Origin of the sequence: Microbispora sp. KK1-11, from assembly GCF_006874435.1 — a bacterium.
GTDB lineage: Bacteria > Actinomycetota > Actinomycetes > Streptosporangiales > Streptosporangiaceae > Microbispora > Microbispora catharanthi.
The window spans coordinates 53,673-69,659 of the sequence record NZ_VIRJ01000035.1; the positions used below are offsets into that span (position 1 = coordinate 53,673).

At 73.1% G+C, this 15,987-nt stretch carries 15 protein-coding genes and 1 pseudogene; 4 read left to right on the top strand and 12 right to left on the bottom strand.

Annotated elements, in window-relative coordinates; translation table 11 throughout:
• Positions 1-6: 6 nt before the first annotated feature.
• The 3 genes from FLW16_RS35950 to FLW16_RS35960 all read right to left on the bottom strand — a co-directional run bounded on the left by FLW16_RS35950 (position 7) and on the right by FLW16_RS35960 (position 2,573).
• On the bottom strand, positions 7-864 hold the full coding sequence (locus FLW16_RS35950) for a bifunctional 5,10-methylenetetrahydrofolate dehydrogenase/5,10-methenyltetrahydrofolate cyclohydrolase (protein WP_142565079.1): 858 nt from the start codon (positions 862-864) through the stop codon (positions 7-9).
• Positions 861-1,481, bottom strand: coding sequence for a cyclodeaminase/cyclohydrolase family protein (locus FLW16_RS35955; RefSeq protein WP_142565080.1), 621 nt, complete (start codon positions 1,479-1,481; stop codon positions 861-863). Before FLW16_RS35955 ends, FLW16_RS35950 begins: the two co-directional genes overlap by 4 nt.
• 147 nt (positions 1,482-1,628) lie before the next feature.
• A complete protein-coding gene (locus FLW16_RS35960; protein WP_142565082.1) occupies positions 1,629-2,573 on the bottom strand; it encodes an EamA family transporter in 945 nt (314 codons plus the stop codon).
• 104 nt (positions 2,574-2,677) lie between these two features.
• Between FLW16_RS35960 and FLW16_RS35965 the strand changes: the two genes are divergently transcribed.
• Entirely contained in the window at positions 2,678-3,178 is a 501-nt protein-coding gene (locus FLW16_RS35965; protein ID WP_142565084.1) for a MarR family winged helix-turn-helix transcriptional regulator, read from the top strand.
• 152 nt (positions 3,179-3,330) lie between these two features.
• Here the strand turns inward: FLW16_RS35965 and FLW16_RS35970 are convergent, their stop codons facing one another.
• The 7 genes from FLW16_RS35970 to FLW16_RS36000 all read right to left on the bottom strand — a co-directional run bounded on the left by FLW16_RS35970 (position 3,331) and on the right by FLW16_RS36000 (position 10,713).
• The gene (locus FLW16_RS35970; protein WP_142565086.1) at positions 3,331-3,918 is read right to left on the bottom strand and encodes a hypothetical protein; all 588 of its coding nucleotides are present in this window, start codon (positions 3,916-3,918) and stop codon (positions 3,331-3,333) included.
• A gap of 155 nt (positions 3,919-4,073) precedes the next feature.
• Positions 4,074-4,982, bottom strand: a complete 909-nt coding sequence (locus FLW16_RS35975) for a sulfotransferase domain-containing protein (RefSeq protein ID WP_142565088.1) — start codon at positions 4,980-4,982, stop codon at positions 4,074-4,076.
• Entirely contained in the window at positions 4,979-6,328 is a 1,350-nt protein-coding gene (locus tag FLW16_RS35980) for a lipopolysaccharide biosynthesis protein (protein WP_260615962.1), read from the bottom strand. The genes FLW16_RS35975 and FLW16_RS35980 overlap by 4 nt, the downstream gene beginning before the upstream one ends.
• Positions 6,295-7,164, bottom strand: a complete 870-nt coding sequence (locus FLW16_RS35985; RefSeq protein WP_221891451.1) for a sulfotransferase domain-containing protein — start codon at positions 7,162-7,164, stop codon at positions 6,295-6,297. The genes FLW16_RS35980 and FLW16_RS35985 overlap by 34 nt, the downstream gene beginning before the upstream one ends.
• Positions 7,161-8,102, bottom strand: a complete 942-nt coding sequence (locus tag FLW16_RS35990; RefSeq protein ID WP_142565090.1) for a hypothetical protein — start codon at positions 8,100-8,102, stop codon at positions 7,161-7,163. The genes FLW16_RS35985 and FLW16_RS35990 overlap by 4 nt, the downstream gene beginning before the upstream one ends.
• Positions 8,099-9,466, bottom strand: a complete 1,368-nt coding sequence (locus tag FLW16_RS35995; protein WP_260615963.1) for a hypothetical protein — start codon at positions 9,464-9,466, stop codon at positions 8,099-8,101. Before FLW16_RS35995 ends, FLW16_RS35990 begins: the two co-directional genes overlap by 4 nt.
• Positions 9,463-10,713, bottom strand: coding sequence for a YveK family protein (locus tag FLW16_RS36000; RefSeq protein ID WP_142565092.1), 1,251 nt, complete (start codon positions 10,711-10,713; stop codon positions 9,463-9,465). The genes FLW16_RS35995 and FLW16_RS36000 overlap by 4 nt, the downstream gene beginning before the upstream one ends.
• Positions 10,714-11,034: 321 nt before the next feature.
• On the opposite strand from FLW16_RS36000, the gene FLW16_RS36005 reads away from it, so the two are divergent.
• Positions 11,035-12,066: a glycoside hydrolase family 26 protein gene (locus tag FLW16_RS36005; RefSeq protein ID WP_142565094.1), complete on the top strand. Its 1,032-nt coding sequence runs from the start codon at positions 11,035-11,037 to the stop codon at positions 12,064-12,066.
• 16 nt (positions 12,067-12,082) lie between these two features.
• Here FLW16_RS36005 and cysC read toward each other — a convergent pair.
• Positions 12,083-13,321 (bottom strand): annotated as a pseudogene (gene cysC, locus FLW16_RS36010) (adenylyl-sulfate kinase); the annotation flags it as partial.
• A gap of 104 nt (positions 13,322-13,425) precedes the next feature.
• Here cysC and FLW16_RS36015 point away from each other — a divergent pair.
• Together FLW16_RS36015 and FLW16_RS36020 are read left to right on the top strand one after the other, a co-directional pair.
• On the top strand, positions 13,426-13,944 hold the full coding sequence (locus FLW16_RS36015) for a SigE family RNA polymerase sigma factor (protein WP_142565098.1): 519 nt from the start codon (positions 13,426-13,428) through the stop codon (positions 13,942-13,944).
• Positions 13,941-15,203, top strand: coding sequence for a hypothetical protein (locus FLW16_RS36020; protein ID WP_142565100.1), 1,263 nt, complete (start codon positions 13,941-13,943; stop codon positions 15,201-15,203). The genes FLW16_RS36015 and FLW16_RS36020 overlap by 4 nt, the downstream gene beginning before the upstream one ends.
• 18 nt (positions 15,204-15,221) lie before the next feature.
• Here the strand turns inward: FLW16_RS36020 and FLW16_RS36025 are convergent, their stop codons facing one another.
• Complete coding sequence (locus FLW16_RS36025; protein WP_185949738.1) at positions 15,222-15,953, bottom strand: methyltransferase domain-containing protein; 732 nt, start codon at positions 15,951-15,953, stop codon at positions 15,222-15,224.
• Positions 15,954-15,987: the final 34 nt, after the last annotated feature.

The window sequence follows — 15,987 nt, forward strand, 5'->3', positions numbered from 1 at the left end:
GGTGCCTCAGCCGCGTTCGGCGGCCTGCACGGCGGCATCTACGGTGTGCCGCAGCAGCAGCGCGGTGGTGACCGGGCCGACCCCGCCGGGCACGGGCGTGAGCGCCCCGGCCTTGCCCGCCACCGCGACCGCGTCGACGTCGCCGACCAGGCCGCCGTCCTCGGTGGGGTTGGTGCCGACGTCCACGACCACCGCCCCGGCCCGCACGTGCTCGGCCGTGATCAGCCCGGCGCGGCCGACCGCGGCCACGACCACGTCGGCCGCGGAGGTGACGGCGGGCAGCTCCCGCGTACGGGAGTGGCAGACCGTCACGGTGGCGTTCCTGTCCAGCAGGAGATGGGCGGCGGGCTTGCCGACCACCGTGGACCGGCCGACCACGGCGACGTGGCTGCCGACCAGGTCGATTTCGTGGTGGTCGAGGATCGCCACGACGGCCTCGGCGGTCGCCGGGGCGAACGCGGGCAGGCCCGCGGCCAGGCGGCCCAGCGACAGCGGGTTGGCGCCGTCGACGTCCTTCTCGAACGCGATCGCGCCGGCCAGGTCCTCCAGCTTCGCTCCCTGCGGGAGCGGGGTCTGGAGGATGATCCCGTGCACGGTGTCGTCGTCGCTCAGCGCCGCCAGCCTGTCGCGGATCAGGCCGGGGACCGCCTCCGCGCCGAGGTCGACGATGTCGCAGGTGATGCCGGCCTTCTCGGCGGCGCGGGCGATCGAGCGGACGTACCAGGCACTGGACTCGTCCGCCGTGGCGACGACGACCGCGAGCTTCGGCGGCGTGCCGGCCGCGGCGAGCGCGGCGGCCCGCTCGGCGGCCTCGGACCGGATCGACGCCGCGAGCTCCTTGCCGGACAGGACGCGGGCGCTCATTTGGCGATCTCCTCGCGGACGGCGGCGGTGACCCGTTCGGCCCGCGCGGCGACCTCGTCCACCCCGGCCGCCTCCGCGGCCAGTTCGGCGCGGACCCGCTCGTCCTTGATCCCCCCGAGGTTGATCTCGATGTTCACCCGGGCGGTGGTCGCCGCGGCCCGGGCGGCCTCGGTGGCGGCGGCGATGTCGGAGACGACGTTGCGGTTGCCGATGGGCAGCAGTTCCTCGGCGATGCCGACGGCCCTCCTCGCGACGGCGACCACCTCGGCGGGGACCTTGCCCGCCCCCACCAGCGCCTCGGCGATGGCGGCCGATCGGGCCGCCTTCGCCTCGTCGGTGTCCTTGGGCAGCTTGTACGCCTCGGTGACCGTCGTGAACGCCGCCGCGTCGTCCTCGGCCAGGCGCAGGGCGCTCGACCGCAGTTCGTCGGTCTCGCCGGTGATCTGTTCGATCACGGCCGCGTGCTCGGCGTACTTCTCGCCGGTGGTGTAGCGCGCGACCATGCCCAGCAGGGCCGCGGCCTGCGCGGCGTGCAGGGCCGCGGTGGCGCCTCCGCCCGGCGCGGGCACCCGATCGGCGAGGCGGGACAGGAAATCGCTGATCTTCTCGTCGCGCATCGCGGTCGTCCTCCGGTCGTCCTCTGTTCGCGCATGGGCACAGTTCGCGCATGGGCACAGGTAGCGCATGGCGCAGTTCGCGCATGGCACGGCCGGGAAAATCCTCCCACGTCCCGCTGGTCGCCCCGCGTATGGGGCTCGTTCGTGTCAGCGGGACGGACAGGCCGTCCGGGCCGCGGGCCGTACGGGCTCGGGCGGGGCCGCGGCGCGCCGGGAGGGCCCGGCCGGGGCCTGGCCGAGGAGGGTGCCGCCGAGGGCGAGGACCATGCCGAGCAGCTGCACCGGGCTGAGGGCCTGACCGAGGGCCGCCCAGCCGATGACGGCGGCGGAGACCGGACTCAGCAGCGCGAGGAAGGCGACGGACGTCGCGGGGAGCCGGGAGATCCCGCGGAACCAGATCCAGTAGCCGAGGGCGGTGCCGACGATGCCCAGGTAGGCGTAGCCGAGCAGGTTCTCGCCGCTGAGCGCCGGCGGCGCGCCCTCGATGAGCAGGGCGACCGGGACGAGCAGCAGCCCGCCCGCGGTGAGCTGCCATCCGGTGAGGGCGAGGGCTCCGACCCCATCGGGACGGCCCCAGCGCTTGGTCAGCACGGTCCCGGCGGACATGGACGCGGCCCCGGCCAGCCCGGCGAGCACGCCGACCATGTCGAGTTGCGCATTGGCGCGCAGGACGACCAACCCGACCCCGAGCAGTCCGAGGAGGCCGGCGAGCACCTTGCGTACGGTCGGACGCTCGGAGAGCAGCAGGGCGGCGAAGACGAGCGCGAACAGCGGCCCGATCGCGCCGAGCACGGCCGCGACGCCGCCGGGCAGCCGGTACGCCGCCAGGAACAGCAACGGGAAGAACGCCCCGATGTTCAACACGCCGAGCACCACGGCCCGCCAGATCCACACGCCGCGCGGCAGCACGCGGCCGATGACCAGCAATGCCAGCCCGGCGGGCAGCGCTCTCATCACCGCGGTGAACATCGGGCGGTCGGGCGGCAGGAACTCCGTGGTCACGGCGTACGTCGAGCCCCAGGCGAGCGGCGTCAGCGCGGTGAGGGCCAGCGTTCCGGCAGAACCGGACCGGCGTGTGGCGAACATGCTCATGAAGATTGCTCCTCGTTGATAATCTCAACGTTGAAATAACAGCATGAGACTCGCATAGACGTCAAACTACTTAACGTTGAGATACTTACCGCTTAGGGATCGCCATGGACGATGCCGTCGATCTGCTGATGACGCAGTGGGCGCGGGAACGGCCCGACCTGGACGTATGGCCCATGGGGATCATGGGCCGGATCAGCCGGCTGTCGCGGCTGCTCGACCGGGAGCTGAAGGAGTTCTTCGCCGCGTACGGCCTCGAGCGCTGGGAGTTCGACGTGCTCGCGACGTTGCGCCGGTCCGGCCCGCCGTACGAGCTGACGGCGGGAGCGCTGAACAGGGCGGCCATGGTGACCTCCGGCGCGATCACCAACCGCATCGACCGCATGGCGGCCCGGGGCCTGGTCGAACGGATCCCCGACTCCGGCGACCGGCGGTCGATCCGGGTGAGGCTCACCGAGCGCGGCCTCGCGCTCGTGGACGAGGTGCTTGAGCCGCACGTCGCGAACGAGGCCCGCCTGCTGGCGTCGCTGGACCCTCAGGAGCGCGATCACCTCGCCGCCGCCCTGCGCACCCTCCTCGCCTCCCTCGGCGACACCACCCTGGGCTAGCCCGGTGCCGCCTGCTCACGATCGGCGGTTGTCTGCGGACGGGGAGGGTAGAATCGCGTCCGAGGCCGCCGCTTTGCGAAGCGGTTGGAAGTGAGCCCGGGAAGGTCCCTCCGGACGGTGGGGTCCCGGGCTTGCGTCTTTTCGGGCATCCTTCAGAGCCGATGCATCTCTACGGACACGGCCAGCCGTTCCCAGTAGCCCGGATCTCCGCACCGGCTCGCTACCAGTGCGCCTGCCAGCACGTCCGCCAGCCACAGCAAGGGCTCCGCCGGACCCGCAAGGTGATCTACTCGCGGTCTCGCCGTGATCCTGTGGCGGGAAGCGAGCACGGTCAGGAGATCGAGGTCGCGCTTGTTCTGGGTCCGCTCTCGCGCCTCCAGCACCACATGGCGTACGCCTGACTGGATCAACTCCCATAAGAGGCGCTCAAGGCATCTGCGCCGCCGGCGCTCCGATGTCGATCCGGAGATGTCTTCCAGCAGCACGACCAGATAGAGCACGTCGAGCGATTCGACGGCGTGGATGATCTCGTCGCGTCTGCTCGCGGATTCCTTGGCCCAGTGCAGCTTGCGTTGTCCGTCGAGGCGCAGCCCGCCCATCCAGGCTCTGATCTTCTCGCAAGCCGTCCCGTGAACGAGCGCTGCGGCGAGGATGTACACGTCTGGATCGAGTTGCGGATTGGACTCGGACTCGTCGACGAAAGCGATCCAGCCGTCGTCTTGGGGAGGCGTGAGGGGCACGGGAAAACGATACGCATAGGAATGGTCACCCTGTGTACTCGACGGCCTGGCGGCGGCGATGGTGATGCCGCAGGCATGGGCTCGTTCGCAACGCTTGGGCCGGCAAGTCCCGGAGTTTCGAGGAACGGGCCAACCTTCAACGGACGATAGGCCGATCAGTCGTGCACCAGGGCCCGTACGCGGGCGGTGTCCTCGTGGGGGAGGGAGGACGACGTGAGCGCCTGCCGGGAGTCCATCGGGCGGTAGGCCGTACGGGACAGGCCGGTCCAGGCGAAGGCGGCGCGGGATCCAGAGCGGGAGGACGTGCAGGCGGCGGTGATCCGGCGGGCGGCGCGGCGGGTCCAGGACAGGCCGCACCAGTCGTACAGGTCGCGGAAGCCGTCGAGGGGCGCGGCGCACAGATCCTCGTACCGCACGACCCTGATACCGGCGGCGCGCCGGGCCACCGTGTCGGTGACCCGCCGCGCGACCTTCCACAGCAGAGCCGCGCCCGTGACCACGTCCCGGTCCCCCGCGAGTGCTCCGAGCTCGGCCACGTACGGGTGGTCGCGCAGCAGGAGGGGCTGGTCGAGCAGTTCGCGCGCGTCCACCCGCCAGCCGAGCCGCCGCCAGCTCCCGGCGAACGACACGGGGTCGCGGACCACGACCACCACCCGGCACCCGAGGCGGCGCGCGAACCACTCGGCGGACAGGAGCGCGAAGGGGTCGTCGAGCAGCGCCCGCCTGGTCAGCAGGCGGCCCATGGTGAACGCCGTGCCGTACTTGGCCATCCGCGCGAGGTCGCCGGGCCCGTGGCTGCGGCGGATCTCGGCGCGCCAGTTGTAGCGCAGCGCGACCGTACGGGAGAACGCCGCCAGCCAGGGCGTCTCGTTGTCGGGGCAGATGTACTGGAAGCGGTGGGTCACCGACGCGTCGAGCACGCCGGGGGAGCGGCCCGGCGGGCGCTGCGGGTTGAGCGGCTCGTTGACGTAGACCAGCCGCCCGCTCGCCGTGAGCATCCGGCCCACCCAGCTCGTGCCGCTGCGCGGCAGGCCGGTGACCAGCACGGGCGGTTCCGCGGTCACGAGACCGCCCTCGCAGCCCCGGCCGCCTTCGTGACCTCTACCGGACGGCCTCTGCCGAAGGGGCGCAGGCCGTAGCGGCGGTGGACCTGTACGGCGGGCAGCAGGTTCTTCACGAGCACGCCGCCCGACCAGCCCAGCACCGCTCCCAGCGCGCCGTACGCGGGCACGAGCAGCACGTCCAGGGCGATCGTCACGGCGACGGCCGTCGTCACGTTGGCCAGGCTGGCCGCCGTGCGCCCGCCCGCGACGAGCACGACGTCGACCATGCCGCAGGCGGTCGCGACCATCATCGTGGCAGAAAGGACGAGCGCGATCGCGCCGCCGCCGGCGTAGGCGGGCCCGAACAGCGGGAGCAGCCACGGCGCGAGCGCCGCGTACCCCAGCCAGAGCGGCCAGGTGAGCACGACCAGCCATCTGGTGGTGGTCCGATACAGCGCGCGGGCGCCGTCCAGGTCGCCCTCGGCCAGGGCCCTCACCAGCCGCGCCTGCGCGGCCTGGGCGAGCCCCTGTCCGGCGAGCTGCCCCAGCACCTTGAACCGGGTCGCCGCCGTGTAGACGGCCGCGGCGGCGGGACCCGCGAGCAGCGCGACGATCACCACGTCGAGCCGCTGGAACACCGACTGCACGGCCGCCGCGGCCGACCGCGGGGCGGTGTGCCGCCAGAAGGCGCCCACCTCCCCCACGTCGTACGGCCCGAGCCCGCGCAGCCGTACGGCGGCCAGCGCCGCGCCGGCCACGGAGGGAAGCGCCCAGGCGGCGGCCAGCACCGGCGGCGGGGCCCCGGCGAGCACGGCCACGGTGACGAGGGCGAGCTGCCCGAGCGGCTGGACGGCCCCGGCGAGCAGCAGCGTCGGCCGCATGGTGCCGAGGCCGCGGGTGGCGCAGATCAGCACGTCCGACACGGCGACGAACGGCAGGGCGGCGGCCAGCACGACCCAGACGCCGCCGGGCACGCCGGTGAGCCCGGCCAGCGGCCCGGAGGCCAGAACCACACCGGCGCCCGTCACGGCGGCGAGCGCGGCCACCGGCGCGAGGATCCCGCGGACCAGCCGCCGCCCCCCGTCCCGGCCGGCGCCGTCAACCGACCGGTTGCGGGCCAGGGCGTGGACCAGGCCGTTGCCGGTGTCCAGGCGGACGACGCCCGCGAGCATCAGGCACAGCGCGGTGGCCGTGAAGAACGCCCCGGCGGCCGCCGGTTCGAGCGACCGCGTCACCACCAGTACGAGCGCGAACTGCCCGCCCGCCGTGGCGCCCGCCGTGGCCAGACCGGCGACTCCATGACGGAGAAGGCCGCCCGGCCGCGGAAGATCGGTCAGCGCCGCCACGAGGGCACCGCTCCCAGCCACGGGACGAGCAGCGCGTCCCACGGCTCGAAGTGCTCCCGAAGCCGCCGGTGGACCGACGCGGGCATGGCCTCGCGCGGCCGGGCGTTGTGCCGCTCGAACTCCACGCCGCCGAGCCGGGGCAGCCCCAGGAACCTCAGCACCCGGTCGTACGCGGCGCCGGGGTCGCGGAACAGCAGTCCGCTGTCGAGGACCAGAATCCCGTCGCGCCCCACGAGCGGCTCCAGGCGGGACAGTTGCTCGGCGTACCGTCCCCGGGCGAGGTACGCCTGGTGCCGGTGCGCGTGGCTCGCGTATCCGGGGACGGTCCGCAGCCGTTCTGCCTCGCCGGCGAGGCGCTCCGGCTCCAGCGCGAGGGCGCGCTCGAAGCACGGCTCGGTCTCGAACCCCCGCGCCAGCTCGTGCGCGTGGGCGGAACAGGCCCGCTCGACCGGGTCCCGGACCAAGACGATCAGCTTGACCCCGGGGAGGTCCCTCGCGATGCGGGCCCCCGCCAGGGGATGGAACAGGTAGTAGGGGGCCGACTCGAACGCCTGGGGGGCATGGCCCCACCGGAATCGGAGCGCCTGCGCCCCGGACGTCAGCGGGAAGTGGGCCCGATACCAGGGCAGGCCCCGCTCGTAGGCCATGTCGAAGTAGTGGACGCCCTTGCGCAGCACCGGCTTCATAATCAGTGGGTGCCGGGACAGGGCGCGGTACAGCGAGGTGGTGCCGCACCGCTGCGCCCCGATGATCAGGAACGACGGCAGCACCCTGCCCGCGCTGGTCGCCCTCCCGGCGGCGAGCGAGACGGCGTGCGCCGAGTGTTTCAGCGCGGGGTGTTTCAGCGTTGACCTCACAGCAGGCACTCCAGGTGGTCGACCAGAGGGTTGAGCCAGACGGCGGGGGGCCCGAGCGGCTCCTGGCCGTCGCGGCGGTGCCGCTCGGCCAGGGCGACCAGGTAGTGGACCGCCGTACGTCGTGCCTGGGCGACCTCGACGCCGAACGGTTCCAGGAGCCCGCCCGCCTGGGCGAGACAGGATCGGGCGGCGACCGGAGGCGGCATCCGGCGCAGCGCCCGGTGGAAGAAGTGGTGCAGGGTGTCGAAGCCGAGCGGCACGCCCACGGCGAACCGCTCCCAGTCCCACACGAGCAGCCGCCCGTCCGCCCCCGCGGCGACGTTCCAGGGGGTGAAGTCGCCGTGCCAGGCCGCGGCCTCCCCGGAATCCGTCTCCTCGTCGTACGGGCGGATGGCGGCGATCTCCCGCGCGGCCGAGGCGAGCAGGCGCGCGGGCACGCGGCGGGAGGTCACGGGCAGCGGCGACAGCATCAGCACCTCAAGACCCCGCCACGCGCCGTGATACAGCACGTCGGGCGGCACGACGACCTTCAACGGCCGCCCGGCGAGCATGCGCAGCACCTCGCTCTCGTATCGCACCAGCCGCCTGGCCCGCGGCGAGTCGCCGATCTTCACGAATCCCGCGAGCCCCGACTCGTCGTACGCCTCCAGGATCGGTTTGCGGTTGGCGCGGCGGGCGGGCCTGACGTGGACGACGACCCGCATCCGGCGGCTGAGGACGTCGCTCAGGTGCGTCTCGATCGTGTCGGTCCCGGCGCCTCCGACGGGCAGGCCGCGCCCCAGCGCGGTGTGCCACCACGCGCGCGGGACGACCCGCCGGGGGACGAGGCGGTGCGGCAGCACGCTGCGGACGCCCGGGCAAGCGCCGGGCAGGGAAGGGGGGAACAGCAGGTCCATCACCTCGTCCAGGTAGTGGAGACGATCGGCCGCGTCTCTCATCGCGCCTCCCCGGGGTCGGATGTCCTGGCGGCGTTGCGCCAGAGCAGGGCGAAGGAGATCAGATACAGGGTCAGGGCGCTGATCAGCCCGTCGTAGACGACCATGTAGAGCAGCACGAGGATCATCACGAGCGTCCCCGCCTTGCCGATCGGCGTCCGGTCGGCCCAGTAGCGCCGCACCGCGCCGGCGAAGAAGGCGACGTACAGCAGGGCTCCCGCGAAGCCCTGGCTGATCAGCAGCAGCCACAGCTGCCCGTCGCTGCCGAGCGGGGGATGGCCGCACTCCACGCACCACGGGCTGCGGCCCGTCGTGACCGTGCGGTGGCTGCCGTACGCGTTGCGCGTGTTGCCATACCCGATGACCGGCGAGGTGGCCGCGACCCGGACGGTGGCCGCGACCGTGAAGGCGCGGATGCCGTTGCTCTGCGGGTTGTCCAGCCGTTGCGCGACGATCGTGCTCAGCGGCGACAGCAGGAACGCCGCCGCGGCGACGGCCGCGACCGCTCCGGCCAGGAGGGGGCGTGCGCCCCGGATCACCAGGTAGGCCGCCGAGATCCCGAGCCCGATCCACAGGCCGCGGTTGAGCGAGTAGACGACCGGGACGGCGGCAGCGGCGAGCACGAGCACGGCCGCCGCGCGGCGGTACGGCCCGCCGTAGGTCCACCAGCCGACCACGAACCAGATCACGAGCACCGAGACGTCGCTGCCCCAGGCGTTGGCCCACTCGAACGGCGCCTCCGGGCGCGGCGCGGCGTGCCCGAGCACGTGCTGCATCTGGGCCGCCGTCGGGTGGATCAGGTTGGCGACGAACGGGTTGCCGCCGATCGACGACGGCAGCGCCATCTCCAGCGGCGAGGTGAACGCGAAGCCCGGCGCGAGCACGCCGAGCAGCCCGCCCGCGACGGCCGTCAGGAACAGCACGCCGAGCCACCTGACCAAGGTGCGCTGCGGCAGCTCGTCATGGGTGAGGTTGCCCAGGTAGAGCACCATGATCAGGAGTGAGACGTAGACGGCCAGCCGCATCAGGTAGCCGACGACCCGGCCGGCGGCGAGCTCGCCGTACGTGCCGTCCGGCGTCTCGGCGAGCGCGAGCGCGCTGACCAGGTAGCCCGCCAGCAGCAGCGCCCACAGGCCGAAGCCCTTCGGCGCGCGGATCGGCCGCCTGTGCCACAACGCCACCGCCATCGGCACGGCCAGCACCACCACCGACAGCCCGCCCAGGCCGAGCGCCCACCAGACCGGATAGCCGAGCAGGAACGCCGCGATCGGCCACGCCGCCCGCGCGGGACGGCGCCGGCGCCGGGGGCGGGGGCGGGGGCGGGCCGCCGCAGGCAGGGCGGCGGCGCGGGGGGCGGGGATGCTCACGCGCCCCACTCCGCCGTCTCGGGGACGGGCGCGACGAACCCCGGCGGCACGGCGACGGCGCCGAGCACGCGGGCGCCCTGCCGGCCGAGTTGCCGTACGGCCCGGGTGACCTCCGGGGAGGTCGTCCGGCGCAGGGTGATCAGCAGCAGGGCGGCGTCGGGATGGGCGGACCGGCCGGTCACGACCGTCACCGGCACGAGATGCGCCAGCGCGGAGCCCAGGCCCTTGGCGAGCTGCCTGGCCCTGCCCTGTGCGCCGACGCCGTCGAGGCTCCCCGCCCCCACGCCTTCGAGGAGCAGCCGGTGGGGCCCGCCGCCCAGCGACGTGGCGACGGCGGCGGCCATCTCGTCGAGGAACGCCGTGTCCGGCCTGGCCGGAAGCTCGGCGAGCAGCGGCAGGCCGCACAGCCGTTCGACGTCCGCGCAGGTGCGGATGCGGGTGTCCAGCCGGTCGCGGCCGAACGCGGCCCCCGCCCCGGCGAGTATGCCGAGGAACAGGCCGCTGCCGAGGAAGAGCGGCGGGCTCGGATGGGCCGGCCGCGCGGGAGGCCTGGCGGGGCTGATCACCGTGCCCGGCGTCACCGCGACGGTCTTGAGCGCGTCGTAGCGCAGCGTGAGGTCCGACATCTGCCGGGCGAGCATGGCCTGCCGCCTGGCCGTTCCCGGCCCCGCCGCGGTCTGTGTGGTCTGGGCGGTCTGGGTGGTCGCCGCCTGGGTCGTGGTGGCTTCGTCGAGGTCGTCCTTGACCTCGCGCAGTCGCGCGGCGATCAGCTTCAGCTGGGCGTCGATCGCGTCCTCGGCGGCGCGGGCGCGGTTGCGCAGATACGCCTCCGCGTACGCCTGGGCCCCCGCGGCCGCGGCCCGGGGATCCGACGCCGAGTAAGAAATGGAGAGAATGGCGGAATTGGGAGGAACGTCCACTGTCACGTGCTCCCGCAATTCCTCCGGATCCGGATATTTCAGAATCGCGGCGGCCAGGGTGGAGACGACCGCCGATCGGGCGACCTGTGATTCGGTGTCGAGGTTGAGCGTTTCCCGTTGCCGGGAGCTCGGCACGTTGAACTGTTCCTGCGCGCCGGTCGGCAATACCTGCACCTGCGCGACCGCGGTGTAACGCTCGGGGGTCATCGCGAGCGCCGCGGCCCCGCCGCCCACTCCGGCGAGCAGGCAGACGGCGGCGACCAGGCGCCTGCGCCCGAGCACGGAGCCGTATTCGGACAGGTCGCGGCTGTGCGGCGGCAGGCTCATCGAACTCCCCGTGCCCTCGTTCGTCACGCGGCCGCGGCCGGCGGTGGGGCCACCGGTGCCCCCCGGATGAGGAAGGGGCAGCCGGGCGCGTTCGTGGTCCCGGCGGCGGTCCGCGGGATCCGGTCTCGAACTATAAGCCGCCACGGAGTTTCGTCCCCGGCTATTGCCGAATTCGCGTCAGGCGATGGCCGCTCAATTAGCCGATGAAAACGGAAATATCCGTACTCGTGAGATGGGGAAACGGCCCCCGAAACCACGGGGATTGATGGGATGGTGTTTGCCCATCCGTTCATTGCGTGGTCTGCCGAGGAAGGGGGCGCGATGAGACTCATCGCCGGCTTGGCCGTACTGGTGGCGGGGGTGTGCGCGACGGCCTGCACGGGCACCGCCACGAGCGGGCGGGTGCCGGGCGGCGGCGCCGGGACGAGGCCGGTCGCCTGCGTGGTCACGGACAAGCTCATCCCGACGTGCGGGGCGTGGTGGGGGATCGCGCCCGACGTCTTCTCCGGACGCGGCCCGATCCGCGCGGTGGACCTGGCCGAACGGCGCATGGGGCGCCGGGCCGACATCGTGCACGTCTACCACCGGGGCGGAGAGCTCTTCCCGACCGCCGAGGAGCGGGAGATCGCCAAGGGGCCCCGCCTGCTGCTGGTGAACTGGAAGCCGGCGCTCGACCACACGTGGGCCGAGGTCGCGCGCGGCGAGGTGGACGGGCGCGTCGACAGGCTCGCCGAGCACATCCGGCGCACGTTCCCCGGCCGGTTCTTCCTCACGATCCACCACGAGCCGGAGAACGACGTGCGCGAGGGCGGGGGCTACTCGGCCGCCGACTACGTCGCGATGTACCGCCACGTGGTGACCCGCCTGCGGCAGCAGGGGGTGCGCAACGCGGTGACCGTGATGACCTACATGGGCGCGCCCAACTGGGCGGCCAAGCCGTGGTTCGGCAGGCTCTACCCCGGCGACGACGTGGTCGACTGGGTGGCCTTCGACCCGTACGCGGACGACCGGGTGACGGACTTCGCCGGGCTGGTCGACAAGACCCGGCCCGACGCGCCGGGCTGGCCCGGGTTCTACCGGTGGATGCAGGCCAGGTTCCCCGCCAAGCCGATCATGGTCGCCGAGTGGGGCGCCTTCGAGCGGCGCGGGGCGCCCGCGTTCAAGCGCGACTTCTTCGAGTCGGTCCGGCGTCAGATCGGGGACTACCCCCAGATCAAGGCGCTGGTCTACTTCGATTCGCCGCTGGCGCCCAGGGGCGACACCAGGTTCGACACCACGCCGGGCGCCACCCGGGCGTTCGCGCAGCTCGGGCGGCTGCCGCGCTTCACGTCGACGCCGGTGCCGCCCTCCTGAGCCTTCGGCGGACGCCTCAGCGGACCCAGCCGCCCGAGGTGACGAGGTTCAGCACGGCGCCGACCGCGCGTTCGATCGTCATGTCCGTGGTGTCGAGGACGAGGTCGGCGTCCTCCGGCTCCTCGTACGGGTCGGAGATCCCGGTGAACTCCGGGATCAGCCCGGCCCGCGCCTTGGCGTACAGGCCCTTGCGGTCGCGGCGCTCGCACTCCTCCAGCGGCGTGGCCACGTGGACCAGCAGGAAGTCGCCGCCGACCTCCTCGACCATCGCCCGCACCTCGTCCCGGGTCGCGGCGTACGGCGCGATGGGCGCGCAGATCGCCAGGCCGCCGTGGCGGGCGACCTCGGCGGCCACGAAGCCGATCCTGCGGATGTTGCGGTCGCGGTCCTCGCGAGAGAACGTGAGCCCCGCCGACAGCATCCGCCGCACGACGTCGCCGTCCAGGTAGGTGACCGTGCGGCCGCCCCGTTCGAGCAGCGCGTCGCGCAGGCCCCGGGCGATCGTCGACTTGCCCGAGCCGGACAGGCCGGTGAAGAACACCACGAGCCCCCGCTTGTGCGGCGGCCCGGGGATGGTGACCGGCGCGGGACCGGCGTAGTGCTCGGTGGCGCCGTAGTTGCGGGCCACGTGCTCGCGGAGTTCGAGGTCGATCTCGGTGTCCTCGCGCGGCGCGAGCGGCACCGCGACCACCGTCGCCCCCGGAAGCCGCTCGGCCGCCTTGAGCGCGGCGCGCACCACGGCAGGGCCGCCCTCGCCGAAGACGAGGGGCATGAGGAGCACGGTGGCGTCCAGTTCCTCGGCGGTCGCCGCCATGTCGTCGAGCGCGGCGCCGTCGAGCGGCCCGCGCATGGTCACCGCGAGGACCTCGCCGTCCGGCAGGTCCTTGCGGACCTCCTCCGGCGTGCGGCGCAGCCGGGAGAACGGGCCGTACACGGGGGCGTCGAGCGCCTCGACCGGCCCGGCGGCATGGTGGCCGTCCCGCTCCTCCACGGTCAGCACCGCGACCGCCGCGCCCTCGGGGTCCCTGAGCGTCACCCGGGCGCCGGGCCCGAACTCCTCCGGGAGCGCGATCGTGATCGGGTCGGGCCAGGACGTCCCTCCGGGCAGCCGCCCGCGCTCGACCACGCTCTCCACCTCGGCCGAGGTGAGGAAGCCGGTCAGCGGCGCGTACGCCCCGGACAGCAGCAGCTCCAGGTCCGCCAGCTCACGTGCGTCGGGCGTCCACTCGGTCATGGCTTCCGTTTCCGCTCGCTTGTTCGCAGCTCGGTGGGTCGGATACGCACCCTACTGGCAACCGCACGCATAGCGTGCCGGTGCTCGGGGCGTCTACAGGCAGACATTAATCCGAGGAGGTGCTCGTGGACGCCGCAGAGGAGCGACGATTCCGCGAATTCGTGTCGGCCCGCGCGCCGGCGCTCATGCGGCTGGCCTATCTGCTGACCGGAGGGGACCAGCACTCCGCAGAGGACCTGGTGCAGACCGCCCTGGCCAAGGTCGTCACACGGTGGGGGCGGCTCGACGAGCCCGAGGCGTACGTGCGGCAGGTCATGTACCGGCAGCAGATCAGTTGGTGGCGGCTCGCCTGGCGGCAGCGGGAGACCAGCATGGCCGACGTGCCGGAGCACCCGGCCGGCCGCGCGGGCACCGACGAGGCCGAGCTGCGGATGATCCTGCGCAAGGCGCTCGCCCGGCTGACGCCCCGCCAGCGCGCCGTGCTCGTGCTGCGCTATCTCGAAGACCTGCCCGAGGACCAGGTGGCCCAGGTCCTCGGCTGCTCCGTCGGGACCGTGCGCAGCACCGCGCACCGGTCCCTCGCCCGGCTGCGGACGACCGCGCCGGAACTCGCCGATCTGCGCCTGAGTGAGGTGATCTCATGACGCCCCGGATGCTGAAGCAGACGCTGGAGGAGTGGTCGCGAGAGGTCCACGTGCCCGGCGACCTCGCCGACCGGGCGCTGCGCCGCCGGTCGCGGCTGCGCCTGACGAGATTCGCGGGGGCGGTCTCGTGTGCGGCCGTCGTGGCGGCCGTGGCCCTGCTGGTGCCGCTGGCCGTGGTCCCCCTCTTCACCGCGGAGCCGATCTCGCAGGTCGGCGGCCCGCCCGTGGTGGTGCCCGTCCAGCCCTACCGGCAGACGATCCCCGTGCAGGACGTGCTCGCCGACACCGGGAACTCCCCGCCGAAGACGATGATCGCGGCGGGCAGAGTGGCCGTCTCCGCCTACTACACGTGGCGGTCGCGTACGGTCGCCGGGCGCAAGGTGCTGGACCGCACGTGGTATCTCCTCGATCCGGCGACGGAGAGCTACGAGAAGACGGAGTGGGGCTGGGCCGAGGTCGCGCCCGGCCTGCGCTGGGCGGCGGTCCTGGAGAGGGACCTGCCCGTGCGGAGGATCGGGATCTTCGACATGGAGACCCGGCAGGTGCGGGCGTGGGTGCCGGTGGACCACCCCGTGGGCGGCGTCGCCTGGTCCCCGGACGGCACGCGCCTGCTCGCCACCGCCTACGACGAGTCCCCCGACCTGGACATGACGTCCGTCGACGAGCGGCGGTGCCCGGCGCGGGTCGCGGCGACGCCTGAGGATCCCCGGCAGCCGCCGTTCCAGATGATCGCTACCAGCCGCATCGGCTTCTACCTCGTCGACGCGGCGACCGCGACGGCGGGGGACTTCCACGCCGTCGATCCCTGCTGGACCGAGAACAGCAACGTCAGGCGCGACTTCAAGTGGAGCGACGACGGCACCCTGATCCGCGAGCGCAGCAACGTCTGGAAGCAGCCGGACGCCTTCCTGGACCTGGAGGGCAGACCGCACGACGCGCCTTCCGGCTACGTCGCCACCGAGTCGAAGGCGGGCGTGTCGCCCGACGGCACGCTGCTCGCCGGCCCTGACGGCATGCCCACCAAGGTCACCGAGCTGTCGACGGGCGAGACCGTGGGCCGCCAGCAGGTGCTCCAGCTTCTCGCCTGGGCCGACGACCGCCGCCTGGTCGCGCTGGGCTGCGCGGACACGTGCGGAAACGAGTTCCACAACGGCCTGGTCCTGGTGAACGTCGACGGCGAGGACGCGGTCCCGCTGTCGGCGTACCGGAAGAACAGCCAGGAGCCCGAGGCGTGGGAGCCGGTGCTGACCCTCAGGTAGCGGCCCAGATGTAGCGGCTCAGATGAGGCGGGCGAAGTGGTTCTGCGGACGGCGGATCACCATGGTGATCTCGTCCTCGGTCCCGTTGAGCCCGCCTCGCGAGAGCGCGGCCACGGCCCGGCAGACCACGGCGACCAGACCGCCGTGCGGACCCCGCCGGGCCGGGCCGCTCACCGCCGAGTAGTCCTCGGCGATCATTAGCCCTCGCATCAGGCAGTACGCCTGGATGCCCTCGCGGGAGGCCAGCGGCTCGTACATCGCCGGAAGCGGCCCCACGGACCCGGCCGGGGCGAGCGTGCGCCACAGCGCCCGCCGCAGCCAGCGGGGCGTCACCCGATCGCAGAAGCCGTACGCCGACTTGCGGTCGCGCATCTTCAGCAGCAGCAGCCCGCCGGGGCGGAGCCCGGCCACGAGGCGGTCGAGCACGAGCTCGGCGTGGCGGATGCGTTCGAGGAGGAACGACACGTAGACGACGTCGAAGGAGCGGGGCGGGATCGGCACGAGACGCAGGTCGCCCAGGTAGGACGCCTCCAGGTCGCCGCGGTTGGCGGTGTGGGCCCGCAGGGGCGGCAGATCCTCGTCCACCCCCGTCATCCTCGGCTCGTAGCGCCCCACGTCGAGGGCGCCGCCCCGGCCGCATCCGGCGATGAGGATGTCGAGCCGCCGTCCGAGCTGGTCGGTCCACTGCTCGCGAATCCGCTGGCTGAACACGTCGTCCTGATCCGCGGACGACAAACGAACCTCTGTCATGCCACTGAGAGTAATCATTTGACGACGTGCAGTT

Excerpts from the sequence above, each read along its gene's own strand:
- FLW16_RS35965 (WP_142565084.1), top strand. The coding sequence starts at position 2,678 with ATGGACGATGCCGTCGATCTGCTGATGACGCAGTGGGCGCGGGAACGG.
- FLW16_RS36005 (WP_142565094.1), top strand. The coding sequence starts at position 11,035 with ATGAGACTCATCGCCGGCTTGGCCGTACTGGTGGCGGGGGTGTGCGCG.
- FLW16_RS36020 (WP_142565100.1), top strand. The coding sequence starts at position 13,941 with ATGACGCCCCGGATGCTGAAGCAGACGCTGGAGGAGTGGTCGCGAGAG.
- FLW16_RS35955 (WP_142565080.1), bottom strand. The coding sequence starts at position 1,481 with ATGCGCGACGAGAAGATCAGCGATTTCCTGTCCCGCCTCGCCGATCGG.
- FLW16_RS35990 (WP_142565090.1), bottom strand. The coding sequence starts at position 8,102 with ATGAGAGACGCGGCCGATCGTCTCCACTACCTGGACGAGGTGATGGAC.
- FLW16_RS36000 (WP_142565092.1), bottom strand. The coding sequence starts at position 10,713 with ATGAGCCTGCCGCCGCACAGCCGCGACCTGTCCGAATACGGCTCCGTG.
- FLW16_RS35950 (WP_142565079.1), bottom strand. The coding sequence starts at position 864 with ATGAGCGCCCGCGTCCTGTCCGGCAAGGAGCTCGCGGCGTCGATCCGG.
- FLW16_RS36025 (WP_185949738.1), bottom strand. The coding sequence starts at position 15,953 with ATGACAGAGGTTCGTTTGTCGTCCGCGGATCAGGACGACGTGTTCAGC.
- FLW16_RS35960 (WP_142565082.1), bottom strand. The coding sequence starts at position 2,573 with ATGAGCATGTTCGCCACACGCCGGTCCGGTTCTGCCGGAACGCTGGCC.